We start from the raw sequence: 23,137 nt of genomic DNA, 5'->3' as shown, positions 1-23,137 counted from the left end.
TCCGTTTCTATATAAAGCTTTCTGCAGATGGCAGAAAGTGAAATGGTTTTTTCACATCTTTCTAGTATAACACGTTTGCAGGATTTCCTTCATTGTCAGATGAATTATTCTATACTTCTCCACAAATACAAAGACGCATAGCTTAAATAAGGCTCCCACTCCTTGCTCATCGCCAGCATGACATCCTTTGCCGGCTTATCATCCAGCTGAAAATGGCGTTTGATTGCATTCTGGAGGCCGATATCGGCAAGCGGGAATAAATTGGGACGGCCAAGTCCGAACATGAGGACATTTTGCACGGTCCACGGGCCGATACCCCTGATTTTGATCAGTTTCTTCATAATGTCTTCATCCGCCATATGCGGCAGCTCTGACAAGCTGAGTGTGCCTTCTGCGATCATCCTTGATGTATCAATGGTGTATTCCGCTTTTCTCATGCTGAATTGCAGATCACGCAGATCCTGATAATCGAGTTCTGCAATCATTTCCGGCTTTGGATAGCACCACACGCCATCCTTCTGCTCGCCAAACGCATGAACAAACCGTTCTGTTAGCGTGTAAGCGAAGGAAAGATTAAGCTGCTGGTGGATAATGCATTTCATCATGCAGTTGTACACGCTGTAGTCCAGAACAAGCGGGGTCCCGGCATGCTCTTCAAAAATGGCGGACAGGCTCGTTTTTGAAAAATGATCCAGAACGTGCTGCAAATGATTTTCCCATTGAAAAATCCGCTTGATTTCCTTCATCATTTCTCCCTGATCCGTTTCCCCGCTGACGAGGAACTCAGGCTCACCCGCATGGCCTAACGCCTGTACCTTTACAATACATACGTCCCCCGCTTGATTTCTGATTGGCACACGGACTTCCCTCGCCTCTCGATCAACAGCATTGAGGGGGTCTAAAGACAGCCTGTCCAGCACGCGGTCAAAATGATACGGAGGCGTGACAGATACTTTTTCCTTCCACATGAGATCCACCCTTTTTCCGTTTTTGTTCAGTATAACATGCTGCTTGAATTAGGCAGAGAGTACCGTATACTTTTCTCATAAAGACCGCATGATATAATGGCAGGTGGAGGGTTGTTTATGATCAACATTACCGCAATCACAACAGAGCATCAGCTGCTGAAAAATATACCGATCGAACGAGTGGAACAGCCTGATATTGCATGGTACTGGGTTGATTTTTACGGCCCGGAGGATACGGAAACGGCGTTATTGAGAGATTTTTTTCATTTTCACCCGCTTGCCATTGAGGATTGCTTCCAGCATATGCAGCGGCCGAAGCTTGACCATTATGATGGCTATCGTTTTTACGTGATTCATGCGCTGAATAAGGAAACACTTGAGACGGAGGAAGTCGATATCTTTCAAGGCGAAAAATTTGTCGTCACCTTTCATTTACACGAAACGCCCGGTATCGCTAAAGTCCGGGAGCGTTTGTATGCTTCACCGGACATATTGAAAAAAGGGCCCGGGCATATTTCTTATATGATCATGGATCAGCTTGTTGATGAATATTTTCCTCTCGTGTATAAAATCGAAGACCGGCTGAATGAAATTGAAGAAAGCCGTCCCCACAAAACGTATGGAACGCTGATGAATGAGGTGTTTGATCTCAGAACAGACCTATTGCATTTGAGACGGACGATTATCCCGATGCGTGATTTGCTCTATCGGATTTTAAGCCTTGACCATGTGAAAGAGCAGCGGGAAACGAAAGCCTATTTCAGCGACATATATGATCATTTGTTAAAGTTGTCTGAAATCGTGGAATCCAACCGTGACATGACGTCCGACTTGCGTGACAGCTACGTGACGCTAAACTCAAACCGGATGAATGCGATTATGATGACACTGACGATCGTATCAACCATTTTCATCCCGCTCACCTTTATTGCCGGTGTATACGGTATGAACTTCGACTTTATGCCGGAACTGCATTGGAAATACGGATATTTCGCTGTACTTGGCCTGATGGCCGCGCTTGTGATTGGAATGCTGATTTGGTTTGTACATAAAGGATGGTTCAATATTTTTAAATGAGGACAGCGAGCAGCTGTTCTTTTTTGTTGTAAGCCGATCGCTATACATATTCTGTTCATATTGTTTATAATGGAAAAAATATTCAGGGAGTGATCAGATTGAAAATTGCTGTCATCGGACTCGGCAATATGGGACAGCCCATTGCCCGAAATGTTCTTCAAGCAGGCTACGAATTGACTGTCTATAACCGGACGAAACAAAAGACAGAAGACCTTGTCACAGAAGGCGCACAGGCAGCTGATACGCCACGGCTGGCGGCAAAATCCACTGATATTGTCATCACAATGCTTGCAGATGATGATTCAGTCAGCACCGTGACATTCGGAGAAGACGGGCTGCTTGAAGGATTAGCAGAGAACGGCATTCACATCTCGATGAGCACAATCAGTGTTGAGTTCTCAGAAAAGCTCGCAGCGGCTCATGCAGAGAAAGGACAATTTTTTCTCGCCGCTCCTGTCCTTGGCAGACCGGATGCCGCAGCCAAAGCCGCGCTTCGTATCATAACAGCCGGACCGGCGGAAGCAAAGCAAGCTGCCAAGCCTCTGCTCGACAGCCTGAGCCAGCAGGTATTTGACGTCGGCGAAGAAAGCAAGACGGCAAATGCAGCCAAAATCAGCATCAATTTCTTGCTCGTGTCCATGCTGGAGGCGTTATCTGAATCCTTCTTAATGATGGAGAAATACGGCTTAGAACAAAAACAATTTTTAGAAATCGCCAGCGCGCTCTTTGGTTCTCCAGTCTATCAAAATTACGGAACCATTATGGCCGAGCAGAAATTTGAGCCGGCCGGCTTCAAAATGTCTTTAGGGCTGAAGGATACCAACCTGGCACTCGCCGCCGCAAAACGGGTTTATGCAAATCTTCCTCTTGCCGAGCTGGCCAAGAGCCATTTTGAAAGCGGGATTGAACAGGGCTTCGGAGATCTGGACTGGGCCGCACTGATTAAATGTATAAAATAAAGAAAAGCCTCTCCATTTCAGGAGAGGCTCTTCTCATTACAAGGACGGCATCTTCATTTCTTTCTCAAACATCAGATCATCAATGCTTTTAAAAGTGTAGCCCTGTTTTTTCAGATCTGTAATCGCATCATCCAGTGCTTCAGCATTGTCCCTTGATACGGTGTGCAGCAGGTAAATGGCTCCCGGGTGCGCCTGCTTAATCATATGATCGTAGGCATATTTCTTCCCCTTTTGGTTGTTGATTTTCCAATCAACAAAAGCGACCGACCAGAAAACGGTTTGATAGCCGAGGCGTTTCGTTTCTTTCAGTACGTACTCACTGAACACGCCGCGCGGCGGACGCAAATACAGGTTGTCCTGCTTTCCCGTAATTTTATAAACCTCTTCGTTGACTGAATCAAGTTCATCCTGAATCTGATCAGCTGTTTTTGTCGTTAAATCCGGATGGTGAAAGGAATGGTTGCCGATAATATGGCCCTCATCTGACATACGTTTGATCAGCTGAGGCTGGTCCTTTACGAAATGCCCGGTGACAAAAAACGTTCCTGTTACGCGATGTTTTTTTAAGACATCAAGCACTTTTGGCGTATAGCCATTTTCATATCCGTTATCAAACGTTAAGTAAATCGTTTTTTCCTTTGTATTCCCTAAATAAAACGCGTCATATTTTTCAATTAAACTGTTCAGCTGCTTCCCGGCATCTGGCGGCTGATGATTGACACTTCGTTTAAAGCCCCAATTAATCGGCTCATTCGGCACCGCTTCCGCCTGTGCTGCACCTCCGGCAAGCAATACGGCGGCGCAGCATATTGAACACATCCACTTCATGGCCAGCGCTCCTTCTGCATTTTTTCTTATTTTACAGATAGAGACTTTGTTTTATACTGTTGCTTTATGCCAATAAAAAAACCGCGGCGGGCGCGCGGTTTTATTCCCAATCTTTTTTAAAACGTTCGTATTTGGCTTCCAGGTCATCAAGCATGCTGATGAGCCTGTCTATATCTTCAACGTCGGTTGCTTCAGGGTCTAATGAATCGATGACGTTCATAAACATGTCAAGTCTGTTCTTTAAATAATCAATCTGCTGATCTTTATTGTTTACGGCGTTCCCCATTCTGTTCCTCCATTCATTTTTTATTATGGTAGCTCATTTTTTGCCGTTTTTCAATCGCCGCGCTACTTGCGATCTTGGCAAATCAGGTCTAAAATTAACTGTTGGCAGCGTTAGTATGCCCATTTATAAAGGAGTTAGATAGTCATGACACAAAACACGAAGCTGCGTCCGATTACGCCCGAGTTTGACCCTTGGGAAGCCTATATGGATGTTGACCAATACGGAGACATGCAGCTGACAAACGTTGAATTCACAACGACGACACTGTGCAATATGAGATGCGAGCATTGTGCTGTAGGCTATACATTGCAGCCTAAAGACCCGAATGCTCTGCCAATAGATCTTCTGTTAAAACGGCTGGAGGAAATCCCGCGCCTCAGATCCATCAGCATCACAGGCGGAGAGCCGATGCTTTCGTTGAAATCAGTAAAAGAATATGTTGTTCCTTTATTGAAATATGCCCATGAACGGGGTGTGCGGACACAAATTAATTCAAATCTGACCCTCGACATCGAGCGGTACGAATGGATCATTCCGTATCTCGATGTGCTACATATTTCTCATAACTGGGGTACAGTTGAAGATTTTGCTGAAATCGGCTTTGCCATGATGGACAGAAAACCGACCTTCGAACAGCGCGCGCGCTATTTTGAAAAAATGATCGAAAACAGCCGCACGCTCGTGGATGCCGGAGTAATGGTATCTGCGGAAACGATGCTGAACAAACGAACTCTTCCGCATATTGAGCATATTCACCGCCAAATCACAGAAGATATGAAATGTCAGCGTCACGAGGTCCACCCAATGTATCCAAGCGATTTCGCAAGCGCTCTTGAATCCCTCAGCCTGAAAGAGATGAGACAGGCCATTCACCGCTTGCTGGATATTCGTGATGAAAATACGTGGATGCTGTTCGGAACGCTGCCGTTTTATGCCTGCAGTCCGGACGAAGACGACCAAAAGCTGCTTCGCCGGCTTCGCGCGGCGAAAAACGTCACAGTGCGAAATGACCCTGACGGCCGATCCCGCCTGAATGTGAACATTTTCGACGGAAACATTATCGTGACCGATTTCGGTGATACCCCGCCGCTTGGCAACATTCAGACGGACAGCCTCCCTTCCGCCTATGAAAAGTGGAGAGAGACCAAGCTTGCGAAGGAACTAAGTTGCCACTGCCCGAATGTCCGGTGCCTCGGACCGAATGTTCTTGTCAAAAACAGTTATTATCAGGATACAGACTTCACAAAACGTCAAGCCAGGAGTTAGATGCGGATGAAAGAAACACTTACGGAGATTTTTCAAAATAAAATCGTCGATATTCTCCTCGTTGCCGTTATCCTTTGGATCGGTGTCTTTATCATCAACCGGCTGGTACAGCTATTTTTTAAACGGACGGATTTTATTGAAGAAAAAAAGGAAAAAACGATTGAAAGCCTTGTCCGTTCTGTCACCCAGTATACGGCGACAATTGGTTTTATCTTTTACGTTATTTCTTTATTTGTGCATGATTTCGGCAAGATATTGGCCGGGGCGGGCGTAGCAGGTATCGTGATCGGTTTTGGCGCCCAATCGCTGATCAAAGATGTGCTGGCTGGTGTGTTCTTAATATATGAACGCCAGCTGCACAAAGGCGATTATGTCACCGTCAACAACTTGTTCAACGGGACAGTGGAGGAAATCGGCCTCCGCTCGCTGCAAATCCGGGAATGGAGCGGGAAGCTGCTCACCATTAGCAACGGCGAGGTCAGACAAATAGAGAACTATAATATTGATTTTATGCGGATTACCGAATCCTTTCTTATCAGCTTTAAAGAAGATCCGGACCGCGTGTACAGCGTGTTGGAAGAGGCATGTGACATGCTGAATGAAGAGCTTCGTGATTCATTGAAGCGGGATGAATTCGGCAATCCGACAGAACCATTTCAAATCCACGGCATCACCGCATTGAATAAAATCAATCGCGGCGTCGAATTTACGGTAAAAGGCATGGTGAAAGATGATGATTATTTCAGTGCCAGCCTTGCAGTAAGACGGGTTCTCGTTCGCCAGCTCTACCAAAACAATGTGCAAATGCTTGAGGAAGCGGTCCGAATCGAGAGAACCCAATAAACAAAAAAACTGATTCCGAGTTGGAATCAGTTTTTTATTTATCTTGGCAGTGAGGAGAGCTGAAAGCCAAACGTGACATGATCTTGAACCGGAATCCACGCGCCGATTCCCTGTGAAGTGACATTTTTCACGACTAGTTTTCGTTTATTTCCTTTCAGCACTAAGTACACTTCTCCGTAAGTCACTTTTCCTTTTTCATTCACAGCCGGTGCATATGCATGTAGATAACCGATTTTTTTAGGAGCGACTTTATAAATCTGATCCCGTTTTGTGCCAGCCCCAATGACCGTCTCAAATGCAAGCGGGAGGTTCGTTTTCTTCATTGCTTTTTGCATCATCATGCTTTTGACATCTTCAGCATTTGGAACTTTAGCTGTCAAGCCACCCTTCACTCTGTACTGCTGTTCCTGGGCATAATGCATTTCAGCCGTTTCTTTCCCGCCGCGGTTATCCGCACGGTTTGTATTGATTTTTTTATATTCCCAGTTTGCGACTGTTTCATTTGATTCATAGCCGAGCGCCCATTTCCCGAGAAATATTGTCGCCCGGTACCCTACTGCAAGCGGTGTGCCGGATATGTTGGATTCATTCAGCATTTTGATGAGATGCGGATTTTCAATCTTTACCTCAGAATGATCGAGCAATTCCTTTGCCAGCTTGCTCGGCTGAAGCATTGGCTGATCCTGTGAAGCATTCGGATACGTGTTTTCCTTTGAAATGCTTGCGACAGAATTAGGAACCTTAAACTGCTTTTTCGCGTGGATGGGCTGAACGCCGAAAAAACTAAAGAATAACAACACAATAAGTGTGGAATGAAATAGCTTTTTCATCATATCACTCTTTCTATGGCATTTTCCCTTAGTCTTTTCATCCCGCTTTGTTGTTATCCATCATTTTTTCAGGTTAAAGAAGGAAAAAGCCGATCGCCATAATGACATATGCAGCAAGCAGTGTCGCCCCTTCAAACCAGTTGGAATCCCCGTCATTCGAAATCGCGATCATCAAGAGAACCGCTGATACCATCGCGACGAGCTCCGGCAATGTAAATACAAGCGGCATGCTTGTCGGAAAAAAGATAGAACAGATGACGAGAACCGGTGCGACAAACATAGCGATCTGCAGCGTAGAGCCGACTGCAATTTCAACCGCAATGTCCATTTTATTTTTGAAGGCCATAATAATCGCTGACGCGTGCTCCGCCGCATTTCCTACAATCGCCACGATGATGACCCCGATAAACAGCTCGCTCCAGCCGAACTGTTCAGCCACCGAGTGAAAGGTATGGACCAGGTTTTCGGATATGTATGCAACCACAATCGTTGCCGCAAACAAGACAATCGTCGCAACCTTCCCTGACCATTCCGGCTCTTCCTCTTCTTCAGGCTGAGCGGCATTATTCGGCTGATAAACGCCCCTATGCGTGACAAGTTTAAAGTACAGCGCCGCCACATATAACAGAATCATAATGATGCTGATGCCGATGCTTAAATTGAGCTTGCTGGCGTTTCCCATACCAACAGAGAATACCTCCGGAATCACAAAGGCGACAATGATGGCAAAAATCAGAAGCCCGGAGTTATGGCGGGCATCATGGATATTAAATTCCTGCCGCTTATATTTTAAACCGCCGACAAAAAACGATAGGCCCGCTACCAGCAGCAGGTTCCCCAACACTGAACCGGTTAAAGAGGCAAGTACGATTCCTGTCAAGCCTTCCTTTAATGCAAAAAGGGAAATAATCAGCTCCACCGCATTCCCGAAGGTGGCGTTCAACAAACCGCCGATACGCGGTCCTGCAATGATGGAAAGTGATTCTGTCGCCCTCCCCATATAGCTTGCAAGCGCGATAATCGTCACGCAATAAACCGCAAAAAGAACCGCGGAAGGCCAATGCATCAAACTGCCAATCACAGAAAGCGGAACACCGGCCGCCACTAAAATAAAAAAGATACGATTCATGGTGAAATAACTCCTTTTTTATGACTTGTTTTATTTTTATTCTTCACAAAAACCTTCATGATTACACGAGGGCAAATGTATAGCGTGATATAGGCTTTTTTCAGGTTGCCTGCTTTTGGAAAACGTTGTACGATCAACATAGATTCCACATAAGGAGAACTGACACGATGTCACGATTTCATTTCTTTATCCTTGTCTTGCTCGTTTCCATTTCCGGGTTTTCACAAGGCATGCTGCTGCCTGTCATTTCAATCATTTTTGAAACAAATGGAGAATCCGCTGCTATCAACGGCCTGCACGCGACCGGGCTGTATATCGGTGTGCTTTTGGCTTCGCCGTTTATGGAAGCACCGCTCAGAAAGCTCGGGTTCAAGCCGCTGATCGTCATGGGCGGAAGCATTGTCATTTTAAGCTTATTCGGATTTATTTGGCTTCAGTCAGTTTGGGTCTGGTTCCTGCTTCGCCTGTTCATTGGAATCGGCGACCACATGCTTCACTTTTCTACGCAAACGTGGGTGACCTCCATGTCATCAAAACAAAATCGCGGAAGAAACCTGTCTATTTATGGGCTTTCCTTTGGCCTTGGCTTTGCCGCAGGCCCGTTCATGGTGCCGCTTGTCAAGCTGAGTCCGTCGCTTCCTTTTATCGTGTCCGGCTGCTTCAGTCTGTTTGCGTGGCTTTTTGTTTTCTTTCTACAAAATGCATACCCGGAAACCAGTCCTCATGAAACCAAATCAGACAATAGTTTCAGGCGATTTTATCAGGCCATGCTGTTTGGGTGGGTTGCCTTTATGCCTACATTTGGCTACGGCTTTCTGGAAACGGCGCTGAACGGAAGCTTTCCGGTGTACGCGCTCCGTTTGGGGATATCAGTAGACGCAGTAGCGATCATCCTTCCCGCATTTGCGATTGGAAGCATTATCTTTCAGTTTCCGCTCGGCATCCTCAGCGATAAATACGGCAGGCGGAATGTGCTGCTGGTGATTTTACTGACTGGGGCTCTTTGCTTTTTCATCGCCGGTGTATTTCCTTCGCCCTACGTGATCGGCGGCTGCTTTTTTATTGCGGGAATGGCAGTCGGATCAACCTTTACACTTGGCATCAGCTATATGACAGATCTTCTTCCGCCTCATCTCCTGCCGGCGGGAAACCTGCTTTGCGGCATTACATTCAGTCTCGGCAGCATCCTCGGCCCGGTTGCCGGCGGCTGGTATATGCAGACATTTGAAAGCGCAAACTTGTTCTACTTCATTACTCTCACGCTTAGCGCTGTGTGGCTGGCCCTTGTGCTGGGCAAACCGAAAAGCTGGTCACCGGCTGAAACCTATTCTTCATCTTCTTAATCAAAAAGCCTCCCGACATCATGTCAGGAGGCTTTTATGCTAATGGTAGCCGTTTTGTCCGTTGGCGCTTCCGCTTGTTTTATGGCTCGATTTACTTTTCGAATTTTGTTTGTTATGGCTTCCGCCTTTTTTCGTATGCTTGGTCATCACGATATCCCCCCGACTTCTTTTTGAACCGAAGTTCGTTTATAGGGTGCGCTAATGGTAGGGATTTTCATCAGGAAGCTTTTTACGTTTATGTAAAAGAGCGTTGATTTCTCCGCCTAGGATAATTAAAATGCCGCTCAAGTAAAACCAAATCATCAGAACGATGATTCCCCCGATGCTCCCGTAAGTGGCGCTATAGTTCGCAAACGTGCTGACGTAAAATGAAAACAATGTGCTGACAACGATCCAGCCGATGGTCGCAAAGACCGCACCCGGCATGACAAACCGGAGAGACAGCTTTTTGTTCGGCGCAATCACATACAGCGCGGAAAAAACAATCAAAAGCACAAGCGGGCTGACACCCCAGCGAATGGCGGCCCAGACGGATAAAAACAGATCCGACGCGCCGACAAAGTCAGAAGCGAGCCTTCCAATCTCCCGGCCAAATACCGGCAGAAGCAAAGCCACTAAAATCGTAAATACCATGGCAATCGTCAAAAAAATAGAGGTTAGACGAACAATGATAAAAGAGCGGTTTTCTTCCACATCATACGCGTGGTTCAGCGACCGGACGATCGCGTTCATTCCATTAGACGCAGACCATAATGCGGCGATAATCCCGAATGACAGCAAACCGCCATTTCGATTATTTAAGGTTTGATGGGTAATGGATTCAACGAGAGACATCGCACTGGCGGGAGCATATTGTTCTATGACTCCTAAAACATCATCGGTAGAAAGCGGAAGATACGCGGTGAGCGTCAGCATAAAAATCAAAAACGGAAACAGTGACAATAGAAAAAAATACGCCAGCTCCGCTGATTTACTTTGTCCTTCATGAAGGGTATATCTGCTGAAAAGCTCTTTCAAAAAACTCATGTCGTCTCACCTCGCATGTTTGATCATTTTTTTGAAAAATGCTCTTTCGTTTCTTGCACGAGTTCCATCACTTGCGGCGTTGTTTTCTTCAGCTCTTTCACCTGCTGGTTCACAAAGTCGACTTCCTTTGAAAGCGTTTGGGCGAGCTTTTTGGCCTCATCCACTTTTGTGATAACAGTGTTTTTTAACAGCTCCGGATTGCTTTTATACAGTGAAAGTTTATGCTTGCATGTCAGCCATCTCATGCCGCACGCCTGTCTTGTCGGCTTATGGAGCAGTGATAACGCCGCGCCTGCCGCAGCTCCGAGAAATATCCCTTTCAGCATTAAACGTTCGTTGTTCATGCAAATTCTCCTTTCACTCACAATTGTTTTTCTTTTTGAATAGACGCAAGCAGATGCTCACAGCCCGATTTGATTAATTGGCAGACTTCTTCAAAATTCCCTGTGTAGTAAGGATCGGGAACGTCGGCAAGATCTGAATCTTCAACATAGTCCAAAAGCCTTTTGATATGTGAGGTGTTTTTAAATCCCGCCATGCTTCTGAGACTTCCGATATTTTCTGCATCCATTGCAATGATGTAATCAAAATCGGCCAGATCCTGTTCGCTGACTTGACGCGCCAGCATGCCATCAAAGCTGATTCCTTCTCTGCGCAATATCTCCTGCGTTCCCTCATGCGGGGGGTTGCCGATGTGCCAGCCGCCAATACCGGCTGAGTCCGCCTTGATTTTCCCCTCTAATCCTTTTTTGGCTGCCAGGTCCCGAAAAATCGCTTCCGCCATCGGAGACCGGCAAATGTTTCCTAAACAAACAAATAACACGCTTATCATGATGTGCAACCTCCCTATTCTTTGCCCCTATTTCTCTAAAAAGAAACCTTCATGAATATCTTAGTAGGATGTTCATTTCCTTTTCAACTGATGTCTTCACTTTTTTGGAATTAAAAGCCTGCTTTTAGAATAGGGTTTTTTTCTGATGGAATTCTGTTAGAATAAAACATACCTATATTGCGCATAGAAAGGATGGAACCATTTGTCCAGCCCAAATACAGAAACATTAACTCAAATGATTGAAGAGATTTCCCAAAAGCTGAACATGCTGAACGTCGGCGTAATCAAAGCGGAGGATTTCAGTGATGAGAAGATTGAAGACCTCACGTACCTTCACAGCATGGTGATGAAAAAAGAATCATTCAGCCCAAGTGAAATGCAGGCGATTGCTCAAGAATTAGCCTCGCTTCGTAAATAATGGAGACTGGCCGGAAACTCGGCGAGTCTTTTTTATCATTTCCTCAAACCAAAACAGTAAAGTGTTCGAATAAGATCTGAAGGAGTACAAGCATGCAAACGACATCTATCAAAACAGCATCCGGAATGTATATCAACTACTTCTTTCTGGGGATGGTCAACATTATTCTCGCATCCAATATGTCCTCATTAACAAAACAGTGGAATACCGATCCGACCGGCATCAGTTATGTCATTGCCGCTATCGGGTTTGGCAAACTGCTGACATACGGCATTTCCGGCGTTCTATCAGATAAAATCGGCAGAAAGCCGCTTGTTGTCGCTTCTGCGGGAATTATGGCCGTCTTTTTAGTCGGTATTCCTTTATCACCGAGCTATGAACTGGCGTTTGTGTTCGCTTTATTAGCCGGGGTCGCAAATTCAGCGATGGATGCCGGAACATATCCGGCGCTAACCGAGCTCTTTCCGTCTGCTTCCGGTTCGGCAAATGTCTTGGTCAAAGCCTTTATGTCTGTCGGGGCCGCACTTTTGCCGTTTTTGATCACATTTTTAGCAGACCACAGCATGTTTTACGGATTTGCTTTTTATCTGCCGGCAGCGGTCTATCTCCTGAATATTATTTATTTATCAACGCTTTCGTTTCCTAAAAAACATAAGAAACCAACTAATAGCGGCCAACAGGAATCTCCCGTTTTCTTGTCTGAACCCGTTTTTCAGAAAGAAGGCACCGCACTGATTATTATCGGTTTTACATCCACGGCTTTATTTACGGTTTCTCAAATCTGGCTCCCGAGCTACGCGCAAAAGGCAGCCGGTTTAGCTGAATCAGCATCTGTACAATTGCTGAGCTATTATAGTATAGGATCTCTGGCATCTGTTTTATTATTAGCCGTTTTGCTGAACAGATGGGTCAAACCTGTCTTCATAACGCTCTTATATCCTATTATTACTTTATGTACGCTCGCAGTCATGCTGACCGTTCATATCCCAGTTGTGCTGGACATCACTGCCTTTTTCTTAGGCTTTTCAACTGCGGGTGTGTTTCAAATTACCATTACGTTAATGACAGAGCTTTTCTGGAAGCGAAAAGGAACCGTTACCGGAATTGTAGCGACCGCTTCAAGCCTTGCATCGATTCTGCTGCCGATTGCAACAGGGCTTATCGCAAAAGCGGGGGGCATCGCCCATATTTTCATATTCGACTTCGGCATTGCGGTCATCGGAACGGCTGCAGCTGCTTTCTTGTATTACAGGTACAAGAAACTGACGGCTGTTCAAGCTGATGTCACGTTATGATCAAAAAAACGGACGCCCGCGGGCGTCCGTTCTTTCTTTATTTCTCAAGCAATGCCAATGACTCGCGGTTAAATGCCGGTATATCGTCCGGTGTGCGGCTAGTGACCAATTGATCTTGGCAAACAACCACTTCCTTGTCCACAACGTCGGCACCGGCGTTTTCCATGTCAACACGAATGGACGTATAGCCTGTCGCTTTTCGGCCGTCGAGCGCTTTCGCATTGATTAAAAGCTGCGGGCCATGGCAAATAGCGAATACCGGCTTTTTGTCAGTCATAAACGCTTTTGCAAATTGGACAAAACGATCGTCAGCGCGAAGCTGGTCTGGTGAAAATCCTCCGGGAATCAAAAGCGCATCAAAGTCTGAAGGGTTTACGTCTTCAATGGACGCGTCAACCGTCACTTCAGCATTTCCCTGCTTGCCTTTTACTGTTTTTCCTTTCTCATTTTCAATGACAGTCAGTTCATGTCCCGCTTCTTTAAAGGCTTTCGCAGGCTCAGTGTACTCGCTGTCCTCAAAATAATCTGTCAAAACAACTGCAATTTTTTTCCCCATGATTCATAACCTCCCGCTTTATATGTCTACATAAAACACTCTACCCCAGCCACACTAAAATAAACATTCCGCGATTGTGACAAACGATAAGCATAAGTACCCAGTATTTGTCGTTTGTTACTGCTACATAATACTCATTTTTCTCCCTTTTACAATAATCATAAAGAAACACCTACAAATAGTTACAAAATATTCTTACAATAGGAGCTGTAACACAAATTTCGTTGAAAGGTGGAGAACTGGTGAGAATACAGAAAAGACGAACACACGTCGAAAACATTCTCCGTATTCTTTTGCCCCCAATTATGATACTTAGCCTAATCCTCCCAACACCACCCATTCATGCAGAAGAAAGCGCGGCTCCTCAGGTGCATCTGAGTATTTTGGCTACAACTGATATTCATGCCAACATGATGGATTACGATTACTACAGCGACAAAGAAACGGCGGATTTCGGTCTGGCGAGAACAGCGCAATTGATCCAAAAGCACCGCGAGCAAAACCCTAACACCCTGCTTGTGGATAACGGCGACTTGATTCAAGGGAATCCGCTGGGTGAATACGCGGTGAAATATCAAAAAGACGACATTATCTCCGGCACGAAAACCCATCCGATTATCAGCGTCATGAATGCGCTGAAATACGACGCCGGAACGCTTGGCAATCATGAATTCAACTACGGGCTCGACTTTCTCGACGGCACAATCAAAGGAGCCGATTTCCCGATTGTAAATGCCAACGTCAAAACAACTAGCGGTGAAAACCGTTATACGCCGTATGTGATTAATGAAAAAACCCTCATTGATGAAAATGGTAATGAGCAAAAAGTAAAAGTCGGTTACATAGGCTTTGTCCCGCCGCAAATCATGACATGGGACAAAAAGAATCTCGAGGGACAGGTGCAGGTGCAGGATATCGTAGAATCCGCCAATGAAACGATCCCGAAAATGAAGGCGGAAGGCGCAGATGTCATTATTGCCCTCGCCCACACCGGCATTGAAAAGCAGTCACAATCATCAGGTGCAGAAAACGCCGTATTTGACCTTGCCACCAAAACGAAAGGCATTGACGCGATTATCTCGGGCCATCAGCACGGACTCTTTCCTTCCGCCGAGTATGCGGGTGTTGCTCAGTTCGATGTGGAAAAGGGAACAATTAACGGCATTCCTGTCGTCATGCCAAGCAGCTGGGGCAAATATTTAGGCGTGATTGACCTCAAGCTTGAAAAGGCGGACGGCTCATGGAAGGTAGCAGATTCCAAAGGAAGTATTGAATCTATTGCTGGCAACGTCACATCAAGAAACGAAACCGTTACAAACACCATTCAGCAAACACATCAAAACACACTGGAGTATGTCCGAAAGCCAGTCGGCAAAACCGAAGCAGATATTAACAGCTTCTTTGCACAGGTCAAAGATGATCCTTCCATTCAGATCGTGACTGACGCGCAAAAATGGTATGCCGAAAAAGAAATGAAGGATACCGAGTACAAGAACCTGCCGATTTTATCCGCTGGAGCGCCGTTTAAAGCAGGCGGCAGAAACGGAGCCAATTACTATACAAACATTCCAGCCGGAGATCTTGCGATTAAAAATGTCGGTGACTTGTACCTTTACGATAATACTGTTCAAATCGTCAAACTGACAGGCAGCGAAGTCAAGGACTGGCTGGAGATGTCAGCAGGCCAATTCAATCAAATTGATCCAGCCAAAGGCGGCGATCAGGCCTTGCTGAACGAGAATTTCCGCTCCTATAATTTTGACGTGATTGACGGTGTCACATATCAGGTCGATGTGACAAAACCGGCTAAATACAATGAGAACGGAAAAGTGATCAATGCGGATTCATCCCGGATCATCAACCTTTCCTATGAAGGCAAGCCGATCAGCCCAAGCCAGGAATTTCTCGTGGTCACCAATAACTATCGTGCGTCCGGAGGCGGCGGTTTCCCTCACTTGACGAGCGATAAAATTGTCCACGGCTCTGCGGTTGAAAACAGGCAGGTGCTGATGGATTACATTATTGAACAAAAAACAGTCAATCCAAAGGCAGACAACAACTGGTCAATCGCGCCTGTTTCCGGCACGAATCTGACGTTTGAATCCTCGCTTTTGGCGAAGCCATTTGCCGATAAAGCAGACGACGTCGCTTATGTAGGCAAGTCTGCGAATGAAGGCTATGGTGTGTATAAGCTGCAATTCGATGATGATTCAAATCCAGATCCTCCTAAAGACGGACTGTGGGATCTGACCGTCATGCACACCAATGATACGCACGCACATCTCGATGATGCAGCGAGACGAATGACGAAAATCAACGAAGTACGCAGCGAAACAAATCACAACATTCTCCTTGATGCGGGAGATGTGTTTTCCGGCGATCTGTATTTTACAAAATGGAACGGTTTGGCCGATCTGAAAATGATGAACATGATGGGCTATGACGCCATGACCTTCGGGAACCATGAATTTGATAAAGGTCCGACAGTGCTTTCTGATTTTCTAAGCGGAAACAGCGCAACCGTTGATCCGGCGAACCGCTATCACTTTGAAGCACCGGAATTTCCGATTGTCAGTGCAAACGTAGATGTGTCAAATGAACCCAAGCTGAAATCATTTGTCAAAAAGCCGCAAACCTTTACGGCAGGTGAAGAGAAAGAGGCCGGCATCCACCCTTACATTCTGTTAGACGTTGACGGGGAGAAAGTCGCCGTATTCGGCCTGACAACGGAAGATACGGCTACCACATCAAGCCCGGGCAAAAGCATCATATTCAATGATGCCTTTGAAACAGCACAAAACACCGTCAAAGCGATTCAAGAAGAAGAAAAGGTAAATAAGATTATTGCTTTAACCCACATCGGGCATAACCGTGATCTTGAGCTAGCCAAAAAAGTAAAAGGCATTGACTTGATCATCGGCGGACACACTCACACCCTCGTTGACAAAATGGAGGTCGTAAACAACGAAGAACCGACGATCGTGGCGCAGGCAAAAGAATACGGCCAATTCTTGGGGCGCGTTGATGTCGCGTTTGATGAAAATGGCGTTGTGCAAACAGACAAATCAAATCTGAGCGTGCTGCCAATTGATGAGCATACAGAAGAAAACGCAGAAGCAAAACAAGAGCTTGATCAGTTCAAAAGTGAATTAGAAGACGTGAAAAATGAAAAAGTCGGCTATACGGATGTGGCGCTTGACGGCCAGCGTGAGCATGTGCGCACGAAAGAAACGAATCTCGGAAACTTCATCGCGGACGGTATGCTGGCAAAAGCGAAAGAAGCAGCCGGCGCCAGAATAGCGATAACAAATGGCGGCGGCATCAGAGCAGGCATTGACAAAGGTGATATCACACTCGGCGAGGTGCTCAACGTGATGCCGTTTGGCAATACGCTTTACGTGGCCGATTTAACCGGAAAACAAATTAAAGAAGCCCTTGAACAAGGCCTAAGCAATGTGGAAAATGGCGGCGGCGCTTTCCCTCAGGTGGCCGGAATCGAATATACCTTTACATTAAACAACGAACCTGGACACCGTGTGTTAGAAGTGAAAATTGAATCGCCTAACGGAGACAAAGTTGCTATAAATACGGATGATACCTACCGCGTGGCAACAAATAATTTTGTCGGTGCCGGAGGAGACGGATATTCTGTCTTTACAGAAGCCTCCCATGGTGAAGACCTTGGCTACGTTGATTATGAGATTTTCACCGAACAGCTGAAAAAACTAGGAAACAAGGTCTCTCCTAAGCTTGAAGGACGGATCAAAGAAGTATTCCTGCCGACAAAGCAGAAGGACGGCAGCTGGACACTTGATGAAGACAAATTTGCGATTTACGCTAAAAATGCCAACACGCCGTTTGTCTATTACAGAACACATGAAGGATCACAAGAGAAGCCTATCAATCTCAAAGTAAAAAAAGATCAGGTCAAACTTTTGAAAGAAAGAGAGTCAGATCCTTCATTGACGGTGTTCAACTACTGGTACAGCATGAAGATGCCAATGGCGAACCTTAAAACCGCAGACACTGCAATCGGAATCAAGTCGACGGGAGAATTGGATGTGTCACTGGCAGATGTATATGACTTTACAGTAAAGCAAAAAGGAAAGGAAATAAAATCATTCAAGGAGCCCGTACAGCTTTCGCTTCGCATGTTTGATATTGAAGAAGCCCATAACCCTGCCATTTATCACGTCGATAGAAAAAAGAAAGCTTTCACAAAGACAGGTCACGGATCAGTCGATGATGATATGGTGACAGGATATACAAACCACTTCAGCGAATACACGATCTTAAATTCCGGTTCAAACAACAAACCGCCGGCATTCCCGTCCGACCAACCGACAGGCGGTGATGACGGCAATCATGGCGGAGGCTCCGACAAACCAGGCGGAAAACAGCCAACTGACGGAAACGGAGGAAATGATACGCCTCCCGGCACTCAACTGACTAACGGCTCTGGTGGAAACGGTTCGGGCGGATCAGGAACAGACGGTCCGGCTGGCGGCCTGCTTCCGGACACAGCCACATCCATGTACTCGATCCTGTTGGCCGGATTTCTGATTAGTGCACTCGGCACGGCATTGTACTTACATCAGAGGAGAAAACAGAATAGAGCGAATCAGGCATAAAAAAGAGCTGCTCGCTATGCGAGCAGCTTTCTTCTTTTAAACCCACTTCACAACATCTTCAACAGCAGATCTTGTTTTCGGACGAGGGTCTCTCACTCGGTAGCCGAATGCCACCATCACAGAAATATCGAAGCTTCCGTTTTCCAGAAGGCCTTCTTCTTCAAGAATACGGTGAATGTGATCGTACTGGAAGCCTTCGATCGGGCAGGAATCAACACCGATTTGCGCAGCGGCAGTCATCATGTTGCCAAGCGCGATATAGGTTTGTTTTGATGCCCAGTCAAACAATGTTCTGTCACTTTCAAGCAAATGCAAATCGTTTTTCTGGAATTCTTCTGTTTTGCTTAAATAGCCTTCGTACACGTCTTGAGGCATTTGTTTTACTTCTTTTAAATGACGTTTGATGTAGTCCGCATTATATTTGATATCCTTCGCTGTACGCGCAAGAATCAGGACGAAATGGCTTGCGGTCGGCAGCTGCTTTTGCGCGCCCCATGTGTATTCACGAAGCTTCTCGCGGAATTCCGGATTTTGGACGACGACAAATTTCCAAGGCTCAAGGCCGAGTGAGCTCGGAGACAGTCTTCCTGTTTCTAAAATAAATTCAAAATCGCTGTCTGACACTTTTTTATTCGGGTCAAATTCCTTAGTCGCATGCCTGAAATTGTATGCATCCAGAATTTGTTTCTTTAGTTCTGTCATGTAAAACACCTCTCCTTTAGGTTACTCTCATCTCTATTGTAGCCATTATGATAAAAAGTAAAAGTACGCACATTTTTGTTGGATAGTATCAATTTTGATACCAAACAAAAAAGCGCGCTGCCGCAGGCAGGCGCCTCTCTCATTTCCCCCGCCGCGCAAAATCAACAAATCGGAATTTGTCGAGACGGTGTCTGCTTTCCGTATATTGAAACAAACTGGTATCCTCCAAAAAGACGTAGTTTCTCACCACGACCAAATGGTCATAGCCGCGTAAATCGAGCAGCTCTCTGTCCTCGTCCGTACACGGCTCGGCGACAATTTCTTTTTGGGCGTAACTGATCGAAAGACCGAGCTCTCCTTCTATATACTCATATATGGAGTTTTCACAAATTTCTTTCGTCAGGTGAGGGACATGCTTTCTGAAAAAGTAATCCTTGTCCAAAATCACATGTTCCCCGTCAATCTTTCTAGACCTGATGACTTCCCAGATGTCGTCATCCAGATTGGCCCGGAGCTGTTTTTGGATCAGCTCTGACGGAGGCTCCAGCCCGAATTTGTGTACAGTTGTTTTCGTTTCTTTGCCAAGCGTTTGCGCGAGCTCCTTGAAGCTGACAAGGCCCGAAACGGGAAACTGCATTTTTTCACGGTTGAGCACGACGGAGCCTTTTCCCCTGATTTTCTGGATATAACCGTTTTGCGCGAGCATATGAAGCGCCTTTCGGACCGTTTCTCTTGATGTACCGTACTGTGCGGTCAACTCATGTTCAGACGGAAGAATCTCCTCCGCTTTCCATCGGCCGCCTTCAATTTGCTGTGCGATGTCTTTATAAATTGTGATGAATTTATTCACCTTCATTATGGACCACCCAGCTTAGTTTAACACGGTTTCGTTAAACGATAAACAATGGACTCATACGGGCGAAGCGTCATGTTCTGAAGCCCTTCCCTTGCTTCATCGTTCGTCAACAGCACCTCTGCCTTCCATTCGTCAGGCGCTAAAGAGTCCGGCAGTGTAAAGGCCGCCTCTGTCCCGTAAAAATTATTGATCACGAGCAGCTTTTCATTGCTGCCATGTCTGAGATACGCAAAAATGTTCGGGTCATCCTTTGCGATTAACTCATACGTTCCCTCTGTCACAATGTCATACATTTTGCGAATTCGAATCAATTTTTGATAATGGTAAAACACCGAATTTTGATCCCTCAGCGCCGCTTCAGCATTGATTTCCCGATAATTTCCTGCAACCGGTATCCATGGTGTGCCCGTTGTAAAACCGCCATTCTCCGTAGCATCCCAATGAACAGGGGTTCTGGAATTGTCACGGGATTTCGCCTGTAAAATGGCTGTGATCTCTTGATCAGCCATTCCTTTTTCCTTAAAGGCGTGATACATGTTCAGCGATTCGACATCCCGATAGGAGCTGATGTCATTAAACTTCGGATTCGTCATTCCCAGCTCCTCGCCCTGATAAATATAAGGCGTGCCCTGCATCATATGAATGGCCGTAGCAAGCATTTTCGCCGATTTCACCCTATATGCGCCATCATCTCCATATCTTGATACAACGCGCGGCTGATCATGATTGCACCAGAACAGAGCGTTCCATCCCCCTCCTGCGTGCATCCCCGTTTGCCAGTCGGATAGGATCTCCTTCAGCTTCAAAAAGTCAAACGGCGCCAAGGCCCATTTTTCGCCGTTGGGATAGTCAACCTTGAGATGATGGAAGCTGAATGTCATATCAAGTTCTTTATTGTCAGGATTCGTATACCGGATGCAGTGGTCTACGGTTGTTGAAGACATCTCACCGACCGTCATGCTGTCGTAATGCGAAAACACCTTTTCGTTCATTTCATGCAGAAATTCGTGCACCCGCGGCCCATCAGTGTAAAAAGAGCGGCCGTCGCCGCCATCCTCCGCATTCGGAAAGCGCTGATCTTTAGAAATCAGGTTGATGACATCAAGCCTGAAGCCGTCTATTCCCTTTTCAAACCAAAAATGCATCATGTCATAGACATGCTTTCTGACCTCTTCATTTTCCCAATTCAAATCAGCCTGTGTCACGTCAAACAGATGCAAATAGTATTGGCCCGACGCTTCATCAAGTTCCCATGCCGATCCCCCGAATTTCGATTCCCAGTTCGTCGGAAGAGAACCGTTTTCCTGCGGGTCTTTCCATATATAAAAATCACGATACGGGCTGTCTATGGAAGAGATCGCCTCGCGAAACCATTTGTGCTCTGTTGACGTATGATTGACAACAAGATCCATGACGACTTTCAAGTCTCTTTTATGTGCTTCGGACACTAGCCGCTCAAAATCCTCCATCGTTCCGTATTCAGGATAAATCGAGTAATAATCACGAATATCGTACCCATTATCATGCTGAGGAGAATCATAAATCGGCGTCAGCCATAGCACATCCACTTGAAGTGTTTTTAAGTAATCCAGCTTTTCAATAATGCCGTTCAAATCGCCGACACCGTTTCCCGTCGTATCGTTAAAGCTCTTCGGATAAATTTGATAAACCACAGCTTTTTTCCACCATGGCGTTTGTTCTGTTTTCATCTGTTTCCACCACCATATTTAAATTGAAAACGGGAAAAGGGAACGTTCAACACGTCCCGCTCCCCATTTGTTATTTATGTTTGAATCTCGCATACGCGTATGTTCCGGCAAACGGCACGATCAATACAATAGCCATCCCGATTGCAAACGCGCCCCAGTACTGGCTCATGATTGAGAAAATCCCCGGCACGCCGCCGACACCGACGGAGCTTGCCAGCACACCTTGAGAAGAAATATACATTCCGGCCAGGCCAGAGCTGACCATTGCAATGATAAACGGGAATCTGTATCGCAGATTCACCCCAAAGATGGCAGGCTCTGTAATGCCAAGATAAGCAGAAATCCCTGATGTGAGGGAGAGGCCTTTTTGTTTCTCATCCTTCACGATAAACATCATGGCCAGAGCCGCCGAACCTTGTGCGATATTAGAAAGCGCCAGCATCGGCCATAAAAAGGTGCCGCCGAGCTTTGAACCGATGAGCTGCAGGTCGACTGCAAGAAACGTGTGATGCATACCGGTAATCACGAGCGCTGAGTAGAAACCGCCATATAACAGACCGCCCAGTGCGGCAAAAGAACCAAACACCGAGATAAGCCCTGAAGTCAGTACATTACCGATCGCAAATGTAATCGGGCCGATAATGATAAAAGAGGCAAATCCTGTTAAGAGAAGCGTAATTGGTGCGACAACGAGCAGCTGTATGCCCTCAGGTGTGCGTTTTGTTAAAAATACCTCAATCTTCGCCAGCATATAAGAAGCAAGCAAAATTGGGAGCACCTGGCCCTGATAGCCGACTTTCTGCACCTCTAGGCCGAATAGATTCCATACCGGGATCTCTCCGCTTTGTTCTGCAGCGCCATATCCCCACGCATTCAGCAAATCAGGATGCACGAGCATAACCCCGAGCACAATGCCGAGAAGCGGATTGCCGCCGAACCGCTTGACGGCAGACCATCCGATTAACGCAGGCAAAAACGTAAAGGCCGTGCCTGCAATCAGGTTAATCATATTAGCAAGATCCGCCCACTGCGGATAAACCTGCACAATCGATTTTGTGCTGAAGAAAATGCCTTCCGCCGTTAAAATGTTATTGATCCCCATTAAAAGACCCGCCGTGACAATCGCAGGCAATATTGGAATAAAAATATCTGCAAGCGTTTTCACAGCACGCTGCAAAGGATTCATATTTTTTTCTGAGGCCTTCTTCACTTCATCCTTTGTTGACTCGCCAATCCCCGTTTCCTTAACCAGTTCAGCATATACTTTATTGACAGTTCCCTGGCCGATTACGACCTGAAACTGTCCGTTTGTCGAGAATGATCCCTTTACCACATCAATTTGATCAAGCATCTCTTGGTCAACCTTGCTTTCATCTATTAAAGCAAAACGCAAACGTGTAACACAATGAGTTGCCGCTGCAATATTTTCAGCACCGCCGACTGCTTCGACAATCTGACGTGCCGATTTGTTCAGTTCCCCCATGCCAACCCCTCCGTATCCGTTTTTATAACTTGTATATACAACTTATAATCATATTGTATTCCTGTATATACAGGTAGTCAACACTTTTTTATAGCGCTTT

General features: G+C 46.0%; 21 protein-coding genes. 8 read left to right on the top strand and 13 right to left on the bottom strand.

What is annotated here, in order from left to right; genetic code table 11:
• Positions 1-104: 104 nt before the first annotated feature.
• Positions 105-968 carry a DNA-3-methyladenine glycosylase family protein gene (locus ACZ07B_RS20335; protein ID WP_464877601.1) on the bottom strand — a complete coding sequence of 288 codons (864 nt, stop codon included), beginning with the start codon at positions 966-968 and terminating at the stop codon, positions 105-107.
• A 117-nt stretch (positions 969-1,085) separates the two neighbouring features.
• On the opposite strand from ACZ07B_RS20335, the gene corA reads away from it, so the two are divergent.
• Positions 1,086-2,045 (top strand): magnesium/cobalt transporter CorA, encoded by a 960-nt coding sequence (corA, locus tag ACZ07B_RS20330; protein ID WP_003233650.1) that lies wholly within the window; start codon positions 1,086-1,088, stop codon positions 2,043-2,045.
• 98 nt (positions 2,046-2,143) lie between these two features.
• Complete coding sequence (locus ACZ07B_RS20325) at positions 2,144-3,004, top strand: NAD(P)-dependent oxidoreductase (RefSeq protein ID WP_464877600.1); 861 nt, start codon at positions 2,144-2,146, stop codon at positions 3,002-3,004.
• 36 nt (positions 3,005-3,040) lie between these two features.
• Here ACZ07B_RS20325 and pdaA read toward each other — a convergent pair whose 3' ends face one another.
• Positions 3,041-3,832, bottom strand: a complete 792-nt coding sequence (pdaA, locus tag ACZ07B_RS20320) for a delta-lactam-biosynthetic de-N-acetylase (RefSeq protein WP_014479173.1) — start codon at positions 3,830-3,832, stop codon at positions 3,041-3,043.
• A gap of 100 nt (positions 3,833-3,932) precedes the next feature.
• Positions 3,933-4,118, bottom strand: a complete 186-nt coding sequence (locus ACZ07B_RS20315) for an SE1561 family protein (RefSeq protein WP_003223132.1) — start codon at positions 4,116-4,118, stop codon at positions 3,933-3,935.
• Between the two features lie 144 nt (positions 4,119-4,262).
• Here ACZ07B_RS20315 and yfkAB point away from each other — a divergent pair, with 144 nt between their 5' ends.
• Together yfkAB and mscC are read left to right on the top strand one after the other, a co-directional pair.
• On the top strand, positions 4,263-5,384 hold the full coding sequence (gene yfkAB, locus ACZ07B_RS20310) for a radical SAM/CxCxxxxC motif protein YfkAB (protein WP_003233655.1): 1,122 nt from the start codon (positions 4,263-4,265) through the stop codon (positions 5,382-5,384).
• Positions 5,385-6,227, top strand: a complete 843-nt coding sequence (gene mscC, locus ACZ07B_RS20305; RefSeq protein ID WP_010886444.1) for a mechanosensitive ion channel protein MscC — start codon at positions 5,385-5,387, stop codon at positions 6,225-6,227. It begins immediately after the preceding gene.
• Between the two features lie 38 nt (positions 6,228-6,265).
• On the opposite strand, the gene ACZ07B_RS20300 is transcribed toward mscC, so the two are convergent.
• Both ACZ07B_RS20300 and cax read right to left on the bottom strand, forming a co-directional pair.
• The gene (locus ACZ07B_RS20300) at positions 6,266-7,060 is read right to left on the bottom strand and encodes a YfkD famly protein (protein WP_003233657.1); all 795 of its coding nucleotides are present in this window, start codon (positions 7,058-7,060) and stop codon (positions 6,266-6,268) included.
• Between the two features lie 70 nt (positions 7,061-7,130).
• Positions 7,131-8,186, bottom strand: a complete 1,056-nt coding sequence (gene cax / locus ACZ07B_RS20295; protein ID WP_014476152.1) for a calcium/proton exchanger — start codon at positions 8,184-8,186, stop codon at positions 7,131-7,133.
• 167 nt (positions 8,187-8,353) lie between these two features.
• On the opposite strand from cax, the gene ACZ07B_RS20290 reads away from it, so the two are divergent.
• A complete protein-coding gene (locus tag ACZ07B_RS20290) occupies positions 8,354-9,529 on the top strand; it encodes an MFS transporter (protein WP_151870334.1) in 1,176 nt (391 codons plus the stop codon).
• A 198-nt stretch (positions 9,530-9,727) separates the two neighbouring features.
• Here the strand turns inward: ACZ07B_RS20290 and ACZ07B_RS20285 are convergent, their stop codons facing one another.
• The 3 genes from ACZ07B_RS20285 to yfkJ are packed head-to-tail and all read right to left on the bottom strand — an operon-like array spanning position 9,728 to position 11,387.
• Positions 9,728-10,555 (bottom strand): YihY family inner membrane protein, encoded by an 828-nt coding sequence (locus tag ACZ07B_RS20285; RefSeq protein ID WP_014479170.1) that lies wholly within the window; start codon positions 10,553-10,555, stop codon positions 9,728-9,730.
• A gap of 23 nt (positions 10,556-10,578) precedes the next feature.
• Positions 10,579-10,899: a hypothetical protein gene (locus ACZ07B_RS20280; protein WP_003233665.1), complete on the bottom strand. Its 321-nt coding sequence runs from the start codon at positions 10,897-10,899 to the stop codon at positions 10,579-10,581.
• 17 nt (positions 10,900-10,916) lie between these two features.
• Positions 10,917-11,387: a protein-tyrosine-phosphatase gene (gene yfkJ / locus ACZ07B_RS20275; protein WP_024573443.1), complete on the bottom strand. Its 471-nt coding sequence runs from the start codon at positions 11,385-11,387 to the stop codon at positions 10,917-10,919.
• Between the two features lie 202 nt (positions 11,388-11,589).
• Between yfkJ and ACZ07B_RS20270 the strand changes: the two genes are divergently transcribed.
• Both ACZ07B_RS20270 and ACZ07B_RS20265 read left to right on the top strand, forming a co-directional pair.
• Entirely contained in the window at positions 11,590-11,805 is a 216-nt protein-coding gene (locus ACZ07B_RS20270) for a DUF1128 domain-containing protein (protein ID WP_010330293.1), read from the top strand.
• Between the two features lie 92 nt (positions 11,806-11,897).
• The gene (locus tag ACZ07B_RS20265; protein ID WP_464877599.1) at positions 11,898-13,100 is read left to right on the top strand and encodes an MFS transporter; all 1,203 of its coding nucleotides are present in this window, start codon (positions 11,898-11,900) and stop codon (positions 13,098-13,100) included.
• Positions 13,101-13,137: 37 nt separating this feature from the next.
• Here ACZ07B_RS20265 and yfkM read toward each other — a convergent pair whose 3' ends face one another.
• Positions 13,138-13,656, bottom strand: a complete 519-nt coding sequence (yfkM, locus tag ACZ07B_RS20260) for a general stress protein 18 (RefSeq protein ID WP_464877598.1) — start codon at positions 13,654-13,656, stop codon at positions 13,138-13,140.
• Positions 13,657-13,898: 242 nt separating this feature from the next.
• On the opposite strand from yfkM, the gene ACZ07B_RS20255 reads away from it, so the two are divergent.
• Positions 13,899-18,287 carry a multifunctional 2',3'-cyclic-nucleotide 2'-phosphodiesterase/3'-nucleotidase/5'-nucleotidase gene (locus ACZ07B_RS20255; RefSeq protein ID WP_464877597.1) on the top strand — a complete coding sequence of 1,463 codons (4,389 nt, stop codon included), beginning with the start codon at positions 13,899-13,901 and terminating at the stop codon, positions 18,285-18,287.
• Between the two features lie 36 nt (positions 18,288-18,323).
• Here ACZ07B_RS20255 and ACZ07B_RS20250 read toward each other — a convergent pair whose 3' ends face one another.
• The 4 genes from ACZ07B_RS20250 to treP form a co-directional block, all read right to left on the bottom strand.
• The gene (locus ACZ07B_RS20250) at positions 18,324-18,989 is read right to left on the bottom strand and encodes an NAD(P)H-dependent oxidoreductase (protein ID WP_029317487.1); all 666 of its coding nucleotides are present in this window, start codon (positions 18,987-18,989) and stop codon (positions 18,324-18,326) included.
• Between the two features lie 139 nt (positions 18,990-19,128).
• Positions 19,129-19,845 carry a trehalose operon repressor gene (treR, locus tag ACZ07B_RS20245; protein WP_429107163.1) on the bottom strand — a complete coding sequence of 239 codons (717 nt, stop codon included), beginning with the start codon at positions 19,843-19,845 and terminating at the stop codon, positions 19,129-19,131.
• A gap of 20 nt (positions 19,846-19,865) precedes the next feature.
• Entirely contained in the window at positions 19,866-21,554 is a 1,689-nt protein-coding gene (treC, locus tag ACZ07B_RS20240; RefSeq protein WP_464877596.1) for an alpha,alpha-phosphotrehalase, read from the bottom strand.
• A gap of 70 nt (positions 21,555-21,624) precedes the next feature.
• A complete protein-coding gene (gene treP / locus ACZ07B_RS20235; RefSeq protein ID WP_003233682.1) occupies positions 21,625-23,037 on the bottom strand; it encodes a PTS system trehalose-specific EIIBC component in 1,413 nt (470 codons plus the stop codon).
• Positions 23,038-23,137 lie beyond the last annotated feature (100 nt).

Source organism: Bacillus sp. 9.4 (genome assembly GCF_055486415.1).
Note: the sequence above shows the minus strand (reverse complement) of the source record. Positions and strands in the feature narration are given on the sequence as shown.